17 protein-coding genes are annotated in these 20068 nt (G+C 41.7%); 9 read left to right on the forward strand and 8 right to left on the reverse strand.

The annotated features are described in order from the left end of the window. Positions 1-187: 187 nt before the first annotated feature. The 4 genes from I2F62_RS09125 to dapA form a co-directional block, all read right to left on the reverse strand. The gene (locus I2F62_RS09125) at positions 188-1636 is read right to left on the reverse strand and encodes a glucose/sorbosone family PQQ-dependent dehydrogenase (RefSeq protein WP_324626705.1); all 1449 of its coding nucleotides are present in this window, start codon (positions 1634-1636) and stop codon (positions 188-190) included. Positions 1637-1895: 259 nt separating this feature from the next. After that, positions 1896-2615, reverse strand: a complete 720-nt coding sequence (purC, locus tag I2F62_RS09130; RefSeq protein ID WP_324626706.1) for a phosphoribosylaminoimidazolesuccinocarboxamide synthase — start codon at positions 2613-2615, stop codon at positions 1896-1898. A 36-nt stretch (positions 2616-2651) separates the two neighbouring features. Then, positions 2652-3251 (reverse strand): lipoprotein-34 precursor (NlpB), encoded by a 600-nt coding sequence (locus tag I2F62_RS09135; protein ID WP_324626707.1) that lies wholly within the window; start codon positions 3249-3251, stop codon positions 2652-2654. 13 nt (positions 3252-3264) lie between these two features. Continuing rightward, positions 3265-4158: a 4-hydroxy-tetrahydrodipicolinate synthase gene (gene dapA / locus I2F62_RS09140; RefSeq protein WP_324626708.1), complete on the reverse strand. Its 894-nt coding sequence runs from the start codon at positions 4156-4158 to the stop codon at positions 3265-3267. 278 nt (positions 4159-4436) lie between these two features. Between dapA and pncA the strand changes: the two genes are divergently transcribed. The 3 genes from pncA (at position 4437) to I2F62_RS09155 (ending at position 6199) form a co-directional block, all read left to right on the forward strand. Continuing rightward, entirely contained in the window at positions 4437-5075 is a 639-nt protein-coding gene (pncA, locus tag I2F62_RS09145; RefSeq protein WP_324626709.1) for a bifunctional nicotinamidase/pyrazinamidase, read from the forward strand. Between the two features lie 266 nt (positions 5076-5341). Then, entirely contained in the window at positions 5342-5659 is a 318-nt protein-coding gene (locus I2F62_RS09150; RefSeq protein ID WP_324626710.1) for a multidrug efflux SMR transporter, read from the forward strand. A 165-nt stretch (positions 5660-5824) separates the two neighbouring features. Beyond that, positions 5825-6199: a hypothetical protein gene (locus I2F62_RS09155; RefSeq protein ID WP_324626711.1), complete on the forward strand. Its 375-nt coding sequence runs from the start codon at positions 5825-5827 to the stop codon at positions 6197-6199. Positions 6200-6267: 68 nt separating this feature from the next. On the opposite strand, the gene I2F62_RS09160 is transcribed toward I2F62_RS09155, so the two are convergent. Beyond that, positions 6268-7716: an NAD-dependent succinate-semialdehyde dehydrogenase gene (locus I2F62_RS09160; protein ID WP_324626712.1), complete on the reverse strand. Its 1449-nt coding sequence runs from the start codon at positions 7714-7716 to the stop codon at positions 6268-6270. Further along, the gene (gene gabT / locus I2F62_RS09165) at positions 7713-9005 is read right to left on the reverse strand and encodes a 4-aminobutyrate--2-oxoglutarate transaminase (RefSeq protein ID WP_324626713.1); all 1293 of its coding nucleotides are present in this window, start codon (positions 9003-9005) and stop codon (positions 7713-7715) included. Before gabT ends, I2F62_RS09160 begins: the two co-directional genes overlap by 4 nt. Positions 9006-9158: 153 nt before the next feature. Here gabT and I2F62_RS09170 point away from each other — a divergent pair, with 153 nt between their 5' ends. Next, on the forward strand, positions 9159-10676 hold the full coding sequence (locus I2F62_RS09170; protein ID WP_324626714.1) for a PLP-dependent aminotransferase family protein: 1518 nt from the start codon (positions 9159-9161) through the stop codon (positions 10674-10676). A 49-nt stretch (positions 10677-10725) separates the two neighbouring features. Here the strand turns inward: I2F62_RS09170 and gabP are convergent, their stop codons facing one another. Next, positions 10726-12129, reverse strand: coding sequence for a GABA permease (gene gabP, locus I2F62_RS09175; RefSeq protein ID WP_324626715.1), 1404 nt, complete (start codon positions 12127-12129; stop codon positions 10726-10728). A 414-nt stretch (positions 12130-12543) separates the two neighbouring features. On the opposite strand from gabP, the gene I2F62_RS09180 reads away from it, so the two are divergent. From I2F62_RS09180 to I2F62_RS09195, 4 genes are all read left to right on the forward strand, one after another. Beyond that, on the forward strand, positions 12544-13980 hold the full coding sequence (locus I2F62_RS09180; protein WP_324626716.1) for a gamma-aminobutyraldehyde dehydrogenase: 1437 nt from the start codon (positions 12544-12546) through the stop codon (positions 13978-13980). Between the two features lie 78 nt (positions 13981-14058). Then, positions 14059-14529 carry an ester cyclase gene (locus I2F62_RS09185; protein WP_324626717.1) on the forward strand — a complete coding sequence of 157 codons (471 nt, stop codon included), beginning with the start codon at positions 14059-14061 and terminating at the stop codon, positions 14527-14529. A 364-nt stretch (positions 14530-14893) separates the two neighbouring features. Continuing rightward, the gene (locus I2F62_RS09190; protein WP_324626718.1) at positions 14894-15616 is read left to right on the forward strand and encodes a FadR/GntR family transcriptional regulator; all 723 of its coding nucleotides are present in this window, start codon (positions 14894-14896) and stop codon (positions 15614-15616) included. A 63-nt stretch (positions 15617-15679) separates the two neighbouring features. Continuing rightward, positions 15680-16381 carry a cache domain-containing protein gene (locus I2F62_RS09195; RefSeq protein WP_324626719.1) on the forward strand — a complete coding sequence of 234 codons (702 nt, stop codon included), beginning with the start codon at positions 15680-15682 and terminating at the stop codon, positions 16379-16381. Between the two features lie 38 nt (positions 16382-16419). On the opposite strand, the gene I2F62_RS09200 is transcribed toward I2F62_RS09195, so the two are convergent. Next, on the reverse strand, positions 16420-17931 hold the full coding sequence (locus I2F62_RS09200) for an APC family permease (RefSeq protein ID WP_324626720.1): 1512 nt from the start codon (positions 17929-17931) through the stop codon (positions 16420-16422). 658 nt (positions 17932-18589) lie between these two features. Between I2F62_RS09200 and argA the strand changes: the two genes are divergently transcribed. Then, a complete protein-coding gene (gene argA / locus I2F62_RS09205) occupies positions 18590-19942 on the forward strand; it encodes an amino-acid N-acetyltransferase (protein ID WP_324626721.1) in 1353 nt (450 codons plus the stop codon). The last annotated feature ends 126 nt before the right edge of the window (positions 19943-20068 follow it).

Raw genomic sequence — 20068 nt, forward strand, 5'->3', positions numbered from 1 at the left:
TTTAAGCATGTGCTTAAATTACTCGGTTTACTTTAGATATTTAAATCATAAGATTTGCAATCTAAATCAAGAAAACAGCTTAAGTTTATTGGGACAAGGCAAACAAAAATCAGAACGACCCGTGAATGGATCGTTCTGATGCATAGCAATGATATTTAAATCATCATAAATTCAACATGTTGGAGTTTTATTTTTGACCAATATAGGTGAATTTAATAATTGAACCCGGATGTGCAACTTTGGTTGAAACCGAACCGTCATCGAGTTGTACTGAGCCTGACGAATCTGTAATGGCATATAACACTCTGCCATTTGGATTCACCACGATATCGCGATAACGATCTACCGAGCGGAACATTGGAATGGCATCGCCTTTGGTGACTGTATGTGATTCATCCATTTGAACGCGGAAAATCACACCACGTTTTAACGCAGGAATCAGCACGGAATCTTTCCATCCTGGAATCGGATTTTTACCGCCTTGATAGAAAGTCACCGCAGAAGCTGCAACGGTTGGCCAGCAAATATAATTTAATTTGCCGCAGGTAGAATCATTAAAATTATAATCATTCGAGACCGTGAAAAGGGTTTTTAACGGTTGAATAAAGTTCGGATCGTTAAAGTCAGATTCTTGGCTGACGGGCACGCCTGCAGGGGCTTTTAGCCCATTTTGTGCAGGGTCTTTAATTTGGCTTTTATCGCCCGTTGCGGCCGAATAATTGGCATAGGCATAACCATTGTTATCTTTATAACCAGATACATTTGGCCAGCCATAGTTGCCGCCCTTAATAATCAAATTCAGTTCATCGTCTGAATTGGCGCTTTGTTCTGACGAAAGCAGCTTCCCATTTGGGGTGAAGGTCAATCCCTGTGGATTTCGATGCCCCAATGTATAAATATGGCTGACCACGCCGTTTAGGCTTGGGTTATCTTTAGGAATTGAACCATCCAAATTCAAGCGTAAAATTTTTCCGGCATAGGCGTGAAAATCACGTTGTTGAATTTGCGTTGCCGTAGGCAAGACTTGCGCTTGGTTCGGGGTAAATAAATAATCTAATTGGTTGGCACCTTGGTCGCCGACACTAAAATACAGTTTATTGTCTGGCCCAATCACCATGCGCTGTGCTTGGTGGTCGTGCGATGAAGGTAAGCCGGTGAGTAGGTTGACGGGTTGAGTCAGCGTGTCTTGTTTTTTATCGTAGCTGTAGCGTCTAACAACGGTTTGATTTGGATAGTTTTTATCTTTAGCTTCTGGATTTTTAATACTCACCGACAGATAAATAAAATTATGATTGGCTTGTCCAAATTTTGGATCTAAGGCAATACCCAATAACCCATTTTGAGTGTCTTCGTCATACACCATATCTGGTACGGTAAAGACGGTGGTGGCTTTGCCTGTTTCTGGATTAACCCGAATAATATTGCCTGTTTGTTGTTCGGTTAACCATAAGTTATTGTCTGCACCCCACACAATATTATGCGGATTTTTAAGCTGCGAGGTGATAACGGTACGTGAAAATTCAGGGCTGGTTGCATGAACATAAGCAGATAACGGCAATGGAACATCTGCATGTGAAAGTCCAACAAACATGGTCGCAAGCGTACCAAGAGTCAAGCGTGTTTTTAAAGTGCGCATGGAGTCTTCCAATCGATTTAAGAATATTTGTATTAAAATAAAAGTTATCATTTATTTCTTGATAATTTATAACAGATAACCTGCGCGGATAAAAATTTTATCCAGATTGAATTTCATTTTATTTGAAATATATTTTATGAATCAATGGCTTATTGGACATTTGTTCAGAAGAAATATCTTCATCTAAATTGCACTTCTTATTTTTTAAACATAAAAAAACCGAGCCTTCAGACTCGGTTTTTTAGATGCAAGAAGGCGCTTAGATATCGGTTAAGTCGATGCCTAAACGTGCTGCAACTTCTTCGTATGCTTCAACAACATCGCCTAAACCTTGACGGAAACGATCTTTGTCTAATTTTTTCTTGGTGTCTTTATCCCACAAACGGCAACCATCTGGAGAGAATTCATCACCTAACACAATACGGTCGTGGAATACGCCAAATTCAAGTTTGAAGTCAACCAATAACATATTGCCATCAGCAAATAATGCTTTGAGTACATCATTCACTTGATAGGTTAATTCTTTCATTTTCTCAAGTTGTTCAGCAGTCGCCCAACCTAAAGCAATGGCTTGAGATTCGTTGACCATTGGATCGCCTAAAGCGTCATCTTTAAAGAACAATTCAAATGTTGGCGGAACAAGCTCTTTGCCTTCTTCAACACCTAAACGACGGCACAATGAACCTGCTGCATAGTTACGAATTACGCATTCTACAGGGATCATTTTGAGTTTTTTAACTAACACTTCTGTTGGTGTAAGTAGTTTTTCAAAATGAGTTTCAATGCCTGCTGCAGCCAGTTTTTCCATGATAAAGGCATTAAAGCGGTTATTCACCTTGCCTTTACGATCGAGCTGTGCAATTTTTTCGCCGTTGAATGCTGACGCATCGTCACGAAACACTAAAATCAGGTGATCAGGATGATCTGTTTCATAAACAGATTTAGCTTTACCGGTATAGAGCAAGGTTTGTTTTAACATGGGATGAACCTGTTTTCAAAAATATACCTAGGATGACTAGGCTGGCCAATTTTGAGAAATCTGGTCTAACAATGCTTTCGCTTTTGCCTGATCAGCAAAGCTGTTATCAGGATTAAATAAAACGAGGGTATTGGTTTTACCAACAGCAGCAAGTTTCAAAACGTAGTTTTGATTGTCGACTTGAATGGTCGCTTCATAACGCGTTTGGCTTTGGCTTACGATGCTGTAGTTTAGACTGCTCAGTGTTGCAAGCGTGTACTGCCAAATTGTATCAGATTTACCGCTAACTTTCAGTAAAGGATTTTGATTTCCATCTACAATTACAATTGGCTTTACATAGTTTTCATTGTTTTCGCTTAACGCACGATTAGGAACAACTTCGCCCGGACGTGGCATAACAAAACGATTGCCTTTCTTATTTTCATAATCAGGCGCGTGTTGTAAAGCCAACGGGTCAATAATCGGTGCTGGATACAAAGGTGTTGCAGGTCTAACTGACGCACCTTCAGGATATTTTAAAGGTTCAGTGCTATCTGGTTTCTTATAATTTAAAGAACCATTATTGATGCTTAGCATATTACAACCAGCCAAGCTGAAAACTGAAAGTGCAAGAGTTAAACCTAAACGTAATTGCATAATATTGTGCTCTTTAAATAATACCCGTTGCTTTTAGGGTTTCGCGCAGTGGTGCACGATATTGTTCTGCAAGTGGGGTGAGCGGCAGGCGAATGCCTGAACCAATTAAACCCATTTCATGCAGTGCCCATTTCACAGGAATTGGGTTCGATTCGCAAAATAAAATATTGTTTAAATTTGCAATCTTGTGGTTAATTTCTTGTGCAAGTTCTTGATTTTGTTGTAAAGCTGCGGCGCACATCTCGCTCATGATTTTTGGCGCAACATTGGCTGTTACCGAAATATTTCCTTTTGCACCAAGCGAAATCAGCTCTGCTGCTGTTTCATCATCACCAGAAAAAACGGAAATTCGACCCTTTAACGCATCAATTAATTCTTTACCACGGACTAAATCGCCCGTTGCATCTTTAACAGCAATTACGCGTTCAATATCGGCTAGGCGCAAAATGGTTTCATTGGTCATGTCGACGCCAGTACGGCCAGGCACGTTATAAAGAACAATCGGTAAATCGACCGCTTCAGCCACCGCTTTAAAATGCTGATACAAGCCTTCTTGTGTCGGTTTATTATAATAAGGTGTGACGAGGAGTGCGGCATCTGCACCCAAAGCGTGTGCTTCTTTGGTCAGTTCAATGGCTTCGTGAGTTGAATTTGCACCTGTACCAGCAATGACCGGAATACGTTTGTTGACCACACGAATCACTTCTTGAATGACTTGGGTGTGTTCGGACATACTAAGCGTAGAGGGCTCACCGGTTGTGCCAACGGCAACAATTGCATTTGTTCCTTGTGCGACGTGCCACTCAACGAGCTTTTCAAGGGCCTTCCAATCTACGCTGCCATCTTCAAACATAGGGGTGACAAGTGCGACAATTGAGCCTTGAAGATTCTGAGCTAGCTGAGTCATTTTTAAAAATTATCCTATTTGACCATTCACAGAGGAAAAGGGAAAGAATGGTTACTGTAGTTTTGAATTTAAGCGAAAATTCAACGAAATGAAAGCAACGCTGAATGTTACTTGTTCAAATTATGACTGAACATGCAGTGAAGAACAATATGATTTGCTTCAGGCAGAGAAAACTTTTTGTTGTTTTTTGAACATGACATAAAAAGCGAAACTTTAGCCAAAATGCTTTAAATCGCATAAATTTTGCAGTTGTGACAATAGATGAAGGAATAAAAAACATGAAAATAGATCAACAACGCAGTGCATTAATTGTGGTAGATATCCAAAATGGCGTTACTCCCGGTGGTCATTTGGCGGTTGCACATGCCGATCAGATTATTCCTTTGGTCAACCAATTGGCGTTGCAGTTTGAGCATGTGGTGTGCACGCAAGATTGGCATCCAGCCAATCATATTTCCTTTGCAGAACATTATGCGGACAAACAGCCATTTCAAAGCATTGAACTCGATTATGGCACGCAAGTGTTATGGCCGAGTCATTGTGTACAAGGCACGGTCGATGCCGATTTTCATCCAGCGTTAAACATTCAACATGCCAAATTAATTATTCGTAAAGGCACCAATCCAGCAATTGATAGCTATTCGGCTTTTGTAGAGGCCGACCGTAAAACCACAACCGGCTTGAATGGCTATTTAAAAGAATGTGCTGTGGATACGGTATATGTAGTCGGTATTGCCACCGATTTTTGTGTGGCATGGACAGCCATAGATGCGGCCAAACTCGGCTTTCAAACCTTTGTGATTGAAGATGCAACCGCTGCGATCAATTTAAATGGTTCGTTGGCTAATGCTTGGCAGGCGATGGAAGCTGTTGGAGTGAAGCGTATAAAATCAGATGCAGTTTGGGGACTTATATAGCGTTAAAAAACCTAGACCAAAAGCTATGTGTGGTAATCATTTAAAATTGGCTCATGGAAGTGTGCTTACATCTATGGATAGATTTTGTAGCGCCCTGTATAGATTGAAACAGCAAGAGCACTTGAGCCAAATTCGATATTTAAGTGATAAAAAAAGATACGAAAAAAATAGAATCATTGTGCTGAGAAATTAAACACGAATGCTCAGGTTAGTATCATAAATCAGCAGAATAGAATATTTACATCATGATGTTGGGAGATTCGCGAATGGCTTGGTTTGCACTACTTATTGCAGGAATTTTTGAAATTGTTTGGGCTTACTCGATGAAGCTTTCAGATGGATTTACCAAATTTACCCCAGTCGTTTTCACGATTGTTTTTATGGTTTTAAGTATTTGTTTACTCGCATATGCCATGAAAACTTTACCTTTAGGGACTGCATACACCGTTTGGACAGGGGTAGGGGCCGTTGGGTCATTTCTTGTCGGGGTGTTGTTTTTAGGTGAACCTGCCTCAGCAATCCGAATGTTGGCTGCAGTTCTGATTATTTCAGGATTGGTGTTGATGAAAATTTCTTCTTCATAACCTTATTTTAAGATTTTGAAAGTAGGGTTGTGCCATATTAAGCTTTGAAATTATTGCATTATTCACCAATGCAAATCTCTTTTTAGCCGCAAGTATGTAGGGGATGAAATTTGAAGATGCATTTAGGTAGGCAAAGTAATGACTTGGTTTAAATATGTGTGTTTGTTGGGTAGCATTGTAACCATTAAAGCGTATGCAGCTTCGGATTATTTTTGTTTTTCAAGTGGAGGAAAAAACCTTTTATTGGTGCCTGCAAATTTCTTGGAAGTCCGTGAGCTCAAATATTCTCCTTATTTAAAAAGGGTTGCCTTGTCGAAGGTGATAAAAACGGAATATGAAGATGATGCAGGCTTTAAACCTCAAATTTATTATACGATGAATGAAATTGTAGATCATCAAGTGAGTGGGCGTTATCGGTTTATGGTGCAAGGCTATTTGATTTATGAAGTGAGCTATTTCAATACTAAAAACAAACAACGCACAGATTTTTCTCGTTTGTATTCCGAGGATGTAACGCTTAAAAATATCCGCTGTATATAACAAAAATATGCCAATAAAAAACCAACCTTGAATGGGCAAGGTTGGTTCTTTAAAACGGAGTGTACGAATTATTCAGATAAATCGATACATAAGTATTTCATTTCTAAATATTCTTCGATACCAAATTTCGAGCCTTCGCGTCCTAAGCCAGATTGCTTAACACCGCCAAAAGGGGCAACTTCGTTAGAAATTGCGCCGGTATTAATACCGACCATACCATATTCAAGCGCTTCGCCCACACGCCATTGACGTGCTGTGCTTTGCGTGAACAAGTACGCGGCAAGACCGAATTCGGTATCGTTTGCCATGGCCACCACTTCATCTTCAGTTTTGAAGCGGAACAGTGGTGCCAGTGGGCCAAAGGTTTCTTCTTTCGCCACTTTCATGTCTTGGCTGACGTTGGTTAAAACGGTCGGCTCAAAGAATGTGCCGCCTGCAGCCGAACGCTGACCACCAATTTTCACGGTTGCGCCTTTGGCAACAGCATCGGCAATGTGCGACTGGACTTTTTCGACCGCAGCTTCATCAATCAAGGGGCCTTGGGTCGAGCCTTCCACGCGACCATCGCCAACTTGGAGTTTAGCAACCGCTTCAACCAAGCGCTCTGCAAGGGCATCGTAAATTCCATCTTGCACATAAATACGGTTGGCACAGACACAGGTTTGACCGCTATTCCGGTATTTGCTTGCCATAATGCCTTGTACGGCTTGGTCAAGATTGGCATCATCAAATACCAACACGGGCGCATTACCACCAAGTTCTAAAGAAAGCTTTTTAATGCTTGGCGCACATTGCTGCATTAAGATTCGTCCCACTTGGGTTGAACCTGTAAAGCTGAGTTTACGCACTACATCGCTTTCGCACAGGGTTTTACCAACTTCCACGGCATTGCCGCTAACATGCAGCAACAAGTCCGCCGGTAAGCCCGCTTGTAACGCCAAGACTTCAAGTGCATAGGCAGTCAGCGGTGTTTGTTCTGCCGGTTTTACCAACATCGAGCAGCCCGCAGCCAGTGCCGGTGCCGCTTTACGCGTGATCATGGCCGCAGGGAAATTCCATGGCGTAATTGCAGCAGTAACACCAATGGCTTGTTTTACCACCAACAAGCGTTGGTTGGCCACAGTCGGTGATAGAACATCGCCATCGACACGGCGCGCTTGTTCTGCAAACCAGCGAATAAATGAGGCCGCATAACCAATTTCACCACGCGCTTCGGCTAAGGGTTTGCCTTGCTCTGCGGTTAAAATTTGCGCCAAATTTTCTTTGTGTTCAAGCATGAGTTGATACCATGCCAACAAAATGTCAGCACGGAACAATGCCGTTTGTTTTTTCCACGCCGCTTGCGCAATTGCAGAACGTGCAATCAGCGCTTCAACTGCCGCGCGGTCATGGCTTTTCACCCATGCCAGCGTTTCACCAGTTGCCGCGTCGTGTACGGCAATGTCGTCAGCAGATGCAGGTGCATCCAGTGAAATGTCGGGATGATTTAATAAATAATGTAGATTTTCTTGGATCATGCAGAATGCTCCGTGGTCTGTGCATTGCTTGCGTGCAATGTTGCAAAACCTTGTTTCAAGATGTCTAGGGCTTGACGGAATTGCGCAACAGGAATGGTTAATGGATACAAGAAGCGAATCACATTACCGTATTTACCACAAGTCAGAATCAGTAACCCATTTTCCATTGCAAAGCTTTGCACTGCTTTGGCTTGTTCTGCTGTTTCAAGTTCCACCGCAACCATTGAACCTAATGCGCGGATATCGGTCACAATGTTGCCGCTGTTTGCTTGAATGTGATTTAAGTGTTGTACGAGTTCTGCACCGAGTTCGTTGGCACGGTCACATAATTTTTCACTTTCAATGACATCAATAACCGCATGTGCCGCTGCTACAGCAACCGGGCTACCTGCATAAGTTCCACCTAAACCACCTGGGTTAGGTGCATCCATCACTTCGCTACGACCCACAACACCAGAAATTGGGAAACCACCACCTAAGCTTTTCGCCATAGTGATCAAGTCCGCTTTGGTTTCAAAATGGTTCATGGCAAAGAGTTTGCCTGTACGGGCAAAACCAGATTGCACTTCGTCTGCAATGAGTAGAATACCGTGACGATCGCACAGCGCACGAACACGTTTTAAGAATTCCGCAGGTACAACGTGGAAACCGCCTTCGCCTTGTACTGGCTCAAGTACAATGGCCGCAACATCGTGCGCAGCAACATCTTCACTAAAAATATTTTCGATGCTTTCAATCGCAGCATCGACAGAAATGCCTTTTTCAATAACTGGATAACGCGCGTGGAATACGCCTGCAGGCATTACCCCAAAATCGCGTTTGTACGGTGCAGTTTTACCAGTCATTGCCATCGTCATAAATGAACGACCGTGGAAACCATTACCAAAAGTAATAATGCCGTGACGACCTGTATATGAACGTGCAATTTTAACTGCGTTTTCGACTGCTTCGGCACCTGTGGTGAAAAAGGTTGTTTTTGCAGGGCCGGCAATGGGCGCGCGTTCATTAATGCGTTCAGCCAATGCAATATAGCTTTCGTAAGGCACCACTTGATACGCAGTGTGCGTAAACTTGGTCAGTTGTTCTGTCACAGCTTCAATCACTTTTGGATGGCGATGGCCTGTGTTGAGCACTGCGATACCGCCTGCAAAGTCGATAAACTCATTGCCTTCTTTGTCCCAAAGCGTGGCATTTTCAGCCTTTTCTGCATACCATTGACACATGACACCTACGCCACGTGGGGTTGCTTGCTGTTTACGTTCGTTCAGTGCAGAATGTTTAGTGCTCATTTTATATCCCTCAATTTTGCATCATTTATGACAACATTGGTTGCAATCTCATCATTCATATTTCTGATGCTTTACAATGTTCGTCTATGCTTGTAATTTCGCTCGTCAGACGCTTACTGGCGAGAGCCATTTAACAATTAAGGAGAGAGCCAATTGCGTAGTTTATTGGGAGATCATGTCCTACAGCGTTTGCAGCAAGAAAGCGAAGGTGCGTTGCATCAACGTGTATTTCGCTGTTTACGTAGTGCGATTTTAGAAAAGATCTTGGCCCCAAAAACACGATTACCTGCTTCGCGAGATTTGGCTCAGGAATTACAAGTTTCACGTAACACCATTTTAACCGCCTATGAGCAATTACAAGCCGAAGGCTATGTTGAAGCGCGCACCGGACATGGCACATGGGTGGCAGAACATTTGCCTGAAGCCTTTTTAAATAGTCATGCCGCGAAAAAACAGCAACAGACACCGAAAAAGAAAGATAAAAACTCGTACGTGCTGTCACAGCGTGGTGCAAGTTTAATTGGTTATGCTGCGGCATCGCCGCATCAATGGGGGGCTTTTGTGCCCGGTGCGCCCGATGTCACCGAATTTCCACATCATATTTTTAGTCGCATTCAATCGAAATTGTCTCGTGAGCCCGATGTCGAGCGTTTAATTTATAGTAATGCTGGCGGATGTATTGAATTGCGTCAGGCACTGGCCGATTACTTGCGCGTGGCGCGTTCGGTACAGTGCGATGCCGACCAAATTATTATCACCGAAGGCATTCATCAGGCGATTGATTTGGTTTCGCGGGCATTGACCGATATTGGCGATAAAGTTTGGGTTGAAGATCCATCTTATTGGGGAATGCGTAATATTTTGCGTATGAATGGTTTGGAATTAAAACCGATTCCTGTCGATGCCGAAGGCATTATGCCCGATGCCGCCAAAGGGATTCCAAAATTAATTTTTGTGACGCCATCGCATCAATATCCGCTTGGTTCGCATTTAAGTTTGGCGCGTCGCAAACAATTATTAACCTTGGCACGGCAACATCGCAGTTGGATTGTTGAAGACGATTATGACAGTGAATTCCGTTTTTCAGGGCAGCCGTATCCTGCGTTACAAGGCTTAGAGCCGAATGCGCCGGTGATTTATATGGGCACTTTTAGTAAAACGATTTATCCAGCATTGCGTTTGGGCTATTTGGTGGTGCCGCGGCAATTGTTTTCATCGTTGAGGATTGTTTCTGCCGAATTGTATCGCGGTGGGCATTTATTGTTGCAAAAGGCATTGGCTGAGTTTATTCAAGAAGGGCACTATGCCGCGCATATTCGCCGCATGCGCTTGTTATACGGCAAACGCCGTGCCTATTTAATTGAGCTTATTCAGCGTTATTTGGGGCCTGAATATGTGCATGAATATGACAATGCCGCAGGTCTACATTTGGTTTTAAAACTGCCGACCGAATGTGATGATGTGGCTGTGTCTTCGGCTGCCTTGGCGCGTGGTGTTAAGGTTCGACCGTTGTCGCAATATTATTTAAACGCCCATGCGCAGGCACAAAAAGGGCTGTTAATGGGTTTTGCCTGTGTCAATGAAAAAGACATGATGATGGCGTTTGGAACGCTCTTACAATGTTTGCGTGAAGCCGGCATTCAAACGTTAAATTCAGCGCAACTGCCATAAAAAAAAAGGAGATCCAATCGATCTCCTTTTTATTGAACATAGATGGATTTTATTTGGCTTCAAGTGATGCATCTGTTGTAACAGAACTTTGTTGACGACGTTTGGTCACCACTAAACCTGAAATCACCACAATAATACTTAAAATGCCTGTTGAGGTAATTTCATGGGTGTGTTTTGGATCGAAGGCCATGATGGTCAACGCGCCGATAATGAACAGAATTACCGCCCATGTCAGGTAAGGGAACAGCCACATTTTCATGGTTAATGGCTTGCCTGCTTGCATGAGTTTTTTACGCATTTTCAATTGTGAACATGCAATCACCAAATACACCAACAGTGCAATTGCCCCAGAGCTGTCGAGCAAGAAGTTAAATACTGCCGCTGGCGCCGCGTAGTTGGCAAAGGTACAAATGAACGCAATTGCCGTTGAAAGCAATACCGCATAAACAGGCGTTTTTGCTTTGTTCACTTTTTTTGCAAATGCGGGTGCATCGCCACGTTGAGCCAATGAATACACCATGCGTGACGCGGTGTACAGTGCCGAGTTCAAACAGCTAGCAACCGAAGTTAATACCACGATGTCGACAATAAGTTTTGCATGTGGCACGTTTAACATGGTTAAAACAGTTTGATATGAACCCATGTCTGGTAAGCGCGGATCATTCCAAGGTACCAGACCAATGACGATGAAAATAGACACGAAGTAGAACAGCGCAATACGCCAAATCACCGAATTGGTTGCTTTGGTAATTTGATGTTCTGGGTTTTTCGATTCACTTGCAGCAATGGTTACAATTTCAGAACCCATAAACGAGAACATGGTGGTTAATAATGCACCAACTACAGGGCCCCAGCCATTTGGCACAAAACCGCCATGATCCCAAAGATGTTGTATACCACTGACCGATGGATTTGGAGAGAAACCAAATACCGCAGCACAACCAAATACAATAAAAGCGATAATCGCTGTGACTTTAATTAAAGCAAACCAGAATTCAAATTCGCCATAATTTTTAACGCTAAATAAATTGGTGACGGTTAACGCGGCTGTAATTAAAAATGCCATTAGCCAAATGGGTGCATCAGGCATCCAAGAATGCATGATTGCAGCGGCAGCATTGGCTTCAAATGGAATAACCAGTACCCAGAACCACCAATATAACCAACCGATGGTAAAGCCTGCCCATTTGCCAATTGCGCGGTCGGCATAAGTTGAAAAAGAACCACTGTCAGGTTGAGATACCGCCATTTCGGCAAGCATACGCATCACCAGAACAACCAGCGTACCTGCTACGACATACGCAATCAACGCTGCTGGACCTGCAGCAGCAATCGCATGTCCAGAACCTACAAATAAGCCTGCTCCAATTGCACCTGCAATAGAGAGCATGGTGACGTGGCGGTTTTTTAAACCTTGAGAGAGATTGGCTTCATTACTTGTATGTGTAGCCATATCATTTTCCTTAATCTAAAGATATTTTGAGGGCATGCAAAAGTCATGCAATCTTCATATCATTTCAATTTTATAGTTAAAACCATGTTTGCCATGAACCTTAAAATAGGGGGCGGTCTGGCTTCAACCTGTCCGTATGTATACATCTGATAGCCTTAATGTCTCGTTTTGGGGGGCAATAAACGAGAGCCATTTCGGCACTAAACAAGAGAGCCAATTTTAGAAAAAGGAAGCGTTTTAAGTTTGGCTTTATTCATTTATGTATTTGAAAAAAATAAACTTTTATAAAAAATGATCATTTTTTTCTGAGATGGAAAATTTTTTATTTTCAATAAATCGCTAAAATCCGCTTGACAAGTTTTTTTTAAAACAATACATAATATGTTTTATGTTTTAATTTCAATAGGTCTAAAAATGCACAAAAAGAAACTAGCCCATTTTATTAATGGAGAATTTCACGTTAGCTCAGGAACAGCATTTTTTGACCTGATTAGCCCTGTAAATGGCGAGGTGTATGCAGCGTCTCCTAATGCCATTCAGGAGGATGTTGATTTGGCGTATCGTGCCGCGAAAACGGCTTTTCGTGAGTGGCGTAAAGTTACACCAGCAGTTCGTCAAAAAGCCTTATTGGCTTTTGCTGATGCAATTGAAGACAATATCGAACGATTAGTGGAATTGCAAAGTCAAGAAACCGGTCAGCTGAAACATATGATTGCCCAAGAAGAGGTAAAAACTTCGGCTGACCATATTCGCTTTTTTGCAGGCGCTGCACGTTGCTTAGAGGGTAAAGCAACTGCGGAATATTTAGATGGGTTCTCATCCAGTATTCGCCGTGAACCATTAGGTGTCGTGGGTCAAGTTGCACCTTGGAATTATCCATTAATGATGGCCGTTTGGAAGATTGCACCTGCATTGGCAGCAGGTAATACAGTGGTGCTTAAACCTAGTGATACAACACCGAACAGTACCTTGTTTTTGGCAGAATTAGCTGCTCCATTTTTCCCTAAAGGCGCTATAAATGTGATTTTAGGTCTGGCCGATGCGGGTGCCAAAGTTGTTTCTCATCCCACAGCAGCGTTGGTTTCTATTACTGGTTCTGTACGTGCAGGCCTTCAGGTTGCAGCGGCTGCAGCAAGTAATCTTGCGAAGGCACATTTAGAGCTCGGCGGTAAAGCTCCTGTCTTGGTTTTTGCAGATGCAGATATAGACAAAGCCGTTGAAGCAATTTGCTTAGCTGGTTTTTTTAATGCAGGGCAAGATTGTACTGCAGCCGCGCGCGTTCTCGTCTCGGAGTCTATTTATCCTGAATTTTTGCAAAAAATGATTGCTCAAGTGGCGCAAATACATTGTGGCCAACCGGATGATGAAACCGCGCTTTATGGTGCACTCAACAGCCAACGCCAGTTACAACAAGTTCAGGGTTTTATTGAGCGATTGCCCGATTATGCAAAAGTTGAAATTGGTGGAAAACAAGTAGAAAACCAAGCGGGATTCTATTTTGAGCCGACCATAATTACAGGTTTAAAACAGCAAGATGAAGCGATTCAAACAGAAATTTTTGGTCCTGTAATAACCATTCAAACTTTTGTTGATGAAGCAGATGCCTTAAACAAAGCCAATGATATTGAGTATGGTCTTGCATCGAGCGTATGGACGAAAGATCACGCACGCTGCGTGCGTTTAAGCCGTGATTTAGACTTTGGAACGGTGTGGTTGAATACGCATATTCCACTGTGTGCAGAAATGCCGCATGGCGGTTTTAAAAAATCGGGCTATGGCAAAGATTTATCATCGTATGGGCTAGAGGAATATACCCGTATTAAGCATGTTATGAGTGCTTCTGAATATTAAATAACCCATTAAAACTCATTAATTTTTAGCTCGATACTGGATTGGATTTAATTTTCAACTGAAGTCATGGAGAACGTGATGTTAAAAAAAGCAATTTATTTGCTGCCGTTATGTACATTCATCAATGTCGCTCATGCCGAGCTGAGTCCAAATCAGGTGATTACAGCATACATGTCGGCATGGAATGCACACGATGTAAAAAAAGCAGCCTCTTATTTAGATAAAAATGCGGTCTATTATGATGTGACGGTAGGTACACCGCAAAAGGGGCAAGCCGCTGCAAGAGATAAAGTGATTGGCGTATTTATACACGCTGTACCTAATTTAAAATGGGAAATGACGAGTGCACCTATTGTAAGTCGCGATGGTATTGCGTTTCAGTGGAGATTTAGTGGAAAAAATACGGGTGCTTGGAATCCACAAACGCCTGCTACAGGTAAACCATTGAGTTTTGAGGGGGTAAGTTTTGTGCGAATTCAACATGGAAAAATCACCTATCAAGGTGATTACTACGATGCAGCCAGCTTAAATAAACAAATGGGATGGTAAATTCTTTTGCCCACTTCAGGTGGGCAAAATACATGCTTCAAAGATTCATGCACTTTTTAGGTCTGTTCTCAATCATCAATAAAGATAGATTTGATCAACTCTTGCATGTAAGTATCTGTTTTTATAAATTAAAAAATTATAAATTTTAATTATTCAAAAATGATAAAAGCACAGGTTTCACGATGTTGTTTATCTTTCAATTTAAACTTTATTTGTAATCTTTTTTTAGCGCTTTACAATGACAGCGTAGCCGCCTTTATTAAAAAATAAAATTTTGGTCTTAAACATTGTTGATGGATTGAGTCCCAGATGTATTTTTTAATATGCGTTCTGCAAATTTTAATAAGGATTATTTGAACAATTCATGATAACTCACGCGGTCATTTTTGCACCATTAGGACAAGCTACTCGTTCCGAGCAAGTCGTAGAACGTTTAAGCAATGCTATTGTTACAGGTTTACTCGAAGCCCATGAACAGCTTCCCAATGAAGCTGAACTTTCAAAGTTAATGGGTGTCTCTCACATTACTATACGAGAAGCTTTAAATACCTTACGCGCTAAAGAACTTATTTACACAACGCGTGGGCGAAATGGTGGTAGTTTTATTTGTGAGATCCCTGCCAAGAAACTCGTTGAACATCACCCCCTACACCACATGAGTAGTGATTATTTGGCCGATTTAGGTGAATTACATACAGCCATTATTGGTCATAGTGCCAAACTTGCTGCTGAGCGATCCACCATTAAGGATTTAAGTAAACTTAAAGAGTTTATTGATACCTTCGAACAGGCTCCAAATGCCGAGTTAAAAGCACAAGCAGATATGCGTTGTTTACTCACACTTACGGCCACAGCTCAATCACCGAGGTTGGCAAGTCATGAGTTAGCAATTCAAGCTGAATGGGCGTCTTTGATTGCAATGTTATATAAAAATACAACAATGCATGCCGAAGTGGTTGAATTTTATCGCGAACTTTTGCTTGCGTTGCATGGTTCTGATGGGGCTGCAGCCATGTTTCACGCCCAAGCGATGATTGTACGATTGACGGATCATTTAATTGCAATGAAGTTTACATTAGATGAGTAGCCGTAAAAATTTAGATATACCGTAAATTTTAAACTTGAAAACATATTACATGGATGGTTGTTGATGAATCGCTCATTACCGCTTGAACAGCTACAACGATTGCTGACCCACATTATGCAGCACATGGATCATGCTACACGTGATTTGGCATTTGCATTGCAAGAAGAATTAGAAAGTCATTTTGTTCAGACAGTTGATTTGAAGCAATTGTTATCGACTCACATTCGTGAACAGGTACAAATGTTGATTCGCCGTAGCGTGGAACGCAACGAGTATTGTCATGGTGCAGGTTTTGCATGCCATTTAAATGCTGAAAAACAAAAAGATTATTGGATTTTAGAATGGTGGTTTAAAGAAGATAATCGAATTGAGCAAGCCAATTTAGATCAGGGGACGCAACAACGTTTAGATTTCCGCACCTTCGAATGGTTTAATCAAGCTGCCGCCCAGCAAACCACCCATTTTCATGGACCTTATGTCGATTATATTTGTAATACTGCGTATACCATCACTGCTGCACATCCTATTTTTGTACAACAACAATTTATTGGGGTTGCGGTTATTGATTTAATGGTTGCAAATTTGGAAAAATATTTAACACCAGCCATAAAAGCGTTAAATCAAAAAGTTGTCATTAGTAATTCAGATAATCGTGTGATTATTTCAAATGATCCATTAATTCGAACAGGTTCAATTTTCAAAGCCCTAGACCGAATGCATGAACATTTGAATCATGATTATCCAATACGATTATGGTTGTTATAAAAAAGGCTTCTTGTAGAAGCCTTTTTTAAATTTGATTATTACTGCTTTTGTGCTCTTAATGCAGCTGCATGCGCGATAGCATCATTTTCAGGGGCATTCGATTTACCATAAGGTTTAGCAATAAACATATACAGCAAACCTGAACCAATAACGATAGCAAGGCCAATTAAAACAATCCAACGGTCAATGGCAGATGCTGCATCCGCTGGCTGTGCGAGTAAATAAATCGCACCCAGACCGTAAGCGAGCGCTAAAATATTGACGATCATTCCCCAAGCACCAATGCTCCATTCACCTGCAGGTTTCCAACCTTTAATACGTTGGCGCAAGGCTGCAAGTACAACCATTTGGAATGAAATATAAATACCAATCACGGCAAAGGCAGTAATGCGTGCTAAGTTGTCTGGAGAGAAATACACCCAAATACACATAATCAGTGGCAAAATACAGCTGATGATCATGGCATTATCCGGTACGCCTTTGTTAGATAGCTTAGACATCCAGTGGCTGGCGGGTAGCATATCATCTCTTGCAAACGCAAAGACCAAACGGCTGAGCGCAGCTTGAAGTGATAAAATACATGACAGCATGGCAATAATGGCAATGACAATAAAGATATTTGCCCCTGTAACTCCCAACGAGTCACGTAAAATTGCAGGAATTGGATCGGTGATTTTGCCTGAAACAATCGCTTGTAAATTAGGTGATGCCATTAAATAACCTAACACAGACACCACTGCCGAGATTGCGCCAAACACAATACTTAAAATCATTGCAACAGGAATTTGGCGACTCGGATTTTTGACTTCCTCAGCCACATTACCGCAGGCTTCGAAACCAAAAAACATAAATAAACCCATGAGTGATGCTGAGAAAAATGCGGTAGTGTAAGACCCATCTTTTGCCAAAACACCCATTGAATCAAAAACCACTGAAAATGGTTGTTCTCGGTGGAAAATAAGCAGATAAATCCCGAGCGCCACAACGCTTACAATCTCACACCAAAACCCAATTCGAGCAACACGCGCAAGATTTTTGGTGCCTGACATGTTGATGACCATCACCACCAGAAGGAGCAGAACTGAAGTAATTAAGCCATTGAGTGGTGTTGCTAAAAAATGGAATAGTGATATGACAAAGCCTGCACTATATTCTGCAATAGACGTAATGGACACAACCAATGCCCAAAGATAGATCCATGCGGCCATCCATGCATATTTTTTGCCCCATAACCGACGCGCCCACGGATAAAGTCCACCGGTAATTGGATATTGTGATGCAGTTTCACCAAAAACCATTGCAACCAGTAATTGGCCCACTGCAGCAACTAAAATCCACCATATGGCAGGAGGTCCTGCAAGGGTAATGGCCAATGCAAATAATGAATATACAGCAGTAAGTGGAGATAAATAGGTGAAACCTAATGAAAAATTAGAAATTAAACCTATTGAGCGCTCAAATTGACGTGCATCTTTATTGATAACATCTGTCGCGGATTGAATATCATCGGCCACATGTTTTAGGGCCTTTTTAGCAAAATGATCAGTCATTATATTTCCCTATATCATTTTAGAAGCTTGAGAAGAAAGGCAAAGACGGTTAAGTCAATTCCTCACAAGATTTATGGGTTTATAGAAAAAGGCATCGTCAAAAAGCCCGATGAGTTAAATATGAATATCTCTACCTTGGTTGCTACTGTACATTGCTGTCTCCTTGTTGGTATGGCTCGACCTTATACTCTATGTTGTTGATAATTATATTTTATTATAAATACCATAACTTAAGTTTAGATCTCTCAGCGCATTTATTAATAATCAGTCTGTATTCCAATATTTATAAAACATAAATTATCTTATGTATATTGTTTTTAATTTGAATTTTCTAGGTCCGCTAAACGAGAGCCATTTTTATATTTTTGAAAGGAGCCAATTTAGTTGATCTATCTTAAAGTAGGTGATCGTTTGGTTTACTGCGGGTGGATTGATTATTAAATATTTGATTGAGGCTTGTTGCCATTTTGCATGGAGTTCAGATTCAATGTAGAAAGATATGCTTTAGGCATGTAAGCCATGCATTTTTTTGTTAAATTAACTCAAAAATATGGCTGCATTTTTAAGTAGAGTTGTCTACGCTAAAGAAGCATGAGTGGTTGTAGATAAGATTAGGTAAATGGTATGGAATGCAGCGCAGAGTTAAGAGTAAAAGATTATGCAAGATAGAATATTAACTTCCGAGTCTCACCAAACCACAGACTATTTGCATTGGTTTCGTCATTCTGCGCCGTATATTAATGCCCATCGCGGTAAAACCTTCGTGATTATGTTTGAAGGTGAAGCGATATTAGATCCTAATTTTCAACATATTATTCACGATATTGCACTGTTACATTCATTGGGCATACGGTTGGTATTGGTACATGGCGCACGACCACAAATCAATCGGAATTTACAAGCACAACAGCTCACCACGCCTTTTCACGCTAACCGCCGTGTAACCACCCGTGAGGCTTTGCCATGCGTGTTGGGAGCTGTTGGTTCAATTCGCATGCAAATTGAGGCGCTACTTTCGATGGGGCTTGCAAATTCGCCCATGTACGGTGCCAGAATTGAAGTGGTGTCTGGCAATTTAGTTACAGCAAAACCTTATGGTATTCACGATGGGGTCGATTTTCAGCTCACTGGTGAAGTGCGTGCAGTCGATGCAGCATCCATGCATCGTTTATTAGAGCAGCATAATATTGTCATTTTAGGCCCAACTGGATATTCCACTACGGGCGAAGTATTTAACTTATTGGCTGAAGAAGTTGCGACCCGAACAGCGATTGCCTTGAAGGCCGAGAAGCTGATTTTTTTAGGCCAGCAACAAGGGGTGTTCAACGCACAAGGCAAGTTGTTACGGGAAATTAATCCGCAGCAATTAGACGAGTTAATGCTGAGCATAAAAGAAACGAATCCCATTCAAGCGCTACATTTAAAGGGCGCCAAAGAAGCAGCTTTAAATGGCGTGCAACGGGTACATTTACTGCCTTTTGCGCATGATGGCGCGCTTATCCAAGAACTATTCACCCGAGATGGTATCGGTTCGATGGTGACTGATGCACATTATGAAGATGTGCGTATAGCCAATATCCACGATGTCGGTGGTTTAATGAACTTGTTGCGTCCTTTAGAAGAACAAGGGATTTTGGTTTACCGTTCGCGCGAGCGTTTGGAAAATGAAATTAATCAGTTCGCTGTGATTGAGCGAGATGGCACCATTTTGGCCTGTGCCGCGCTGTATCCTATTCCTGTGGGCAATAATGAAGTTACATCGGCTGAAATTGCTTGTGTGGCGGTTCATCCAAGTTATCGTAAGTCGAATCGTGGTAGTCAAATTTTACAGTTTTTAGAAGCGCAAGCACGTAGCCAAGGCATTCAGCAATTGTTTGTCTTAACCACTCGAACAGCACATTGGTTTTTAGAACATGGTTTTAGCGCGGCCACAGTGGACGATTTACCGAATGCACGTCAGGCGCTGTATAACTATCAGCGAAATTCATTGGTCTTTAAGAAATTTATCTAAAATTTTGCATTCAATTTAGTTAAATCTTAATTTTATGCTTAAATTTTCATATAATTTCTGAGATTAAGCTGCACAAAGCTGCATTATTAATCTACACTCGTCTGTTCATTTTTTCTGGGTTTGTAT

The organism is Acinetobacter sp. MD2(2019) (assembly GCF_035615615.1).
Classification (GTDB): domain Bacteria; phylum Pseudomonadota; class Gammaproteobacteria; order Pseudomonadales; family Moraxellaceae; genus Acinetobacter.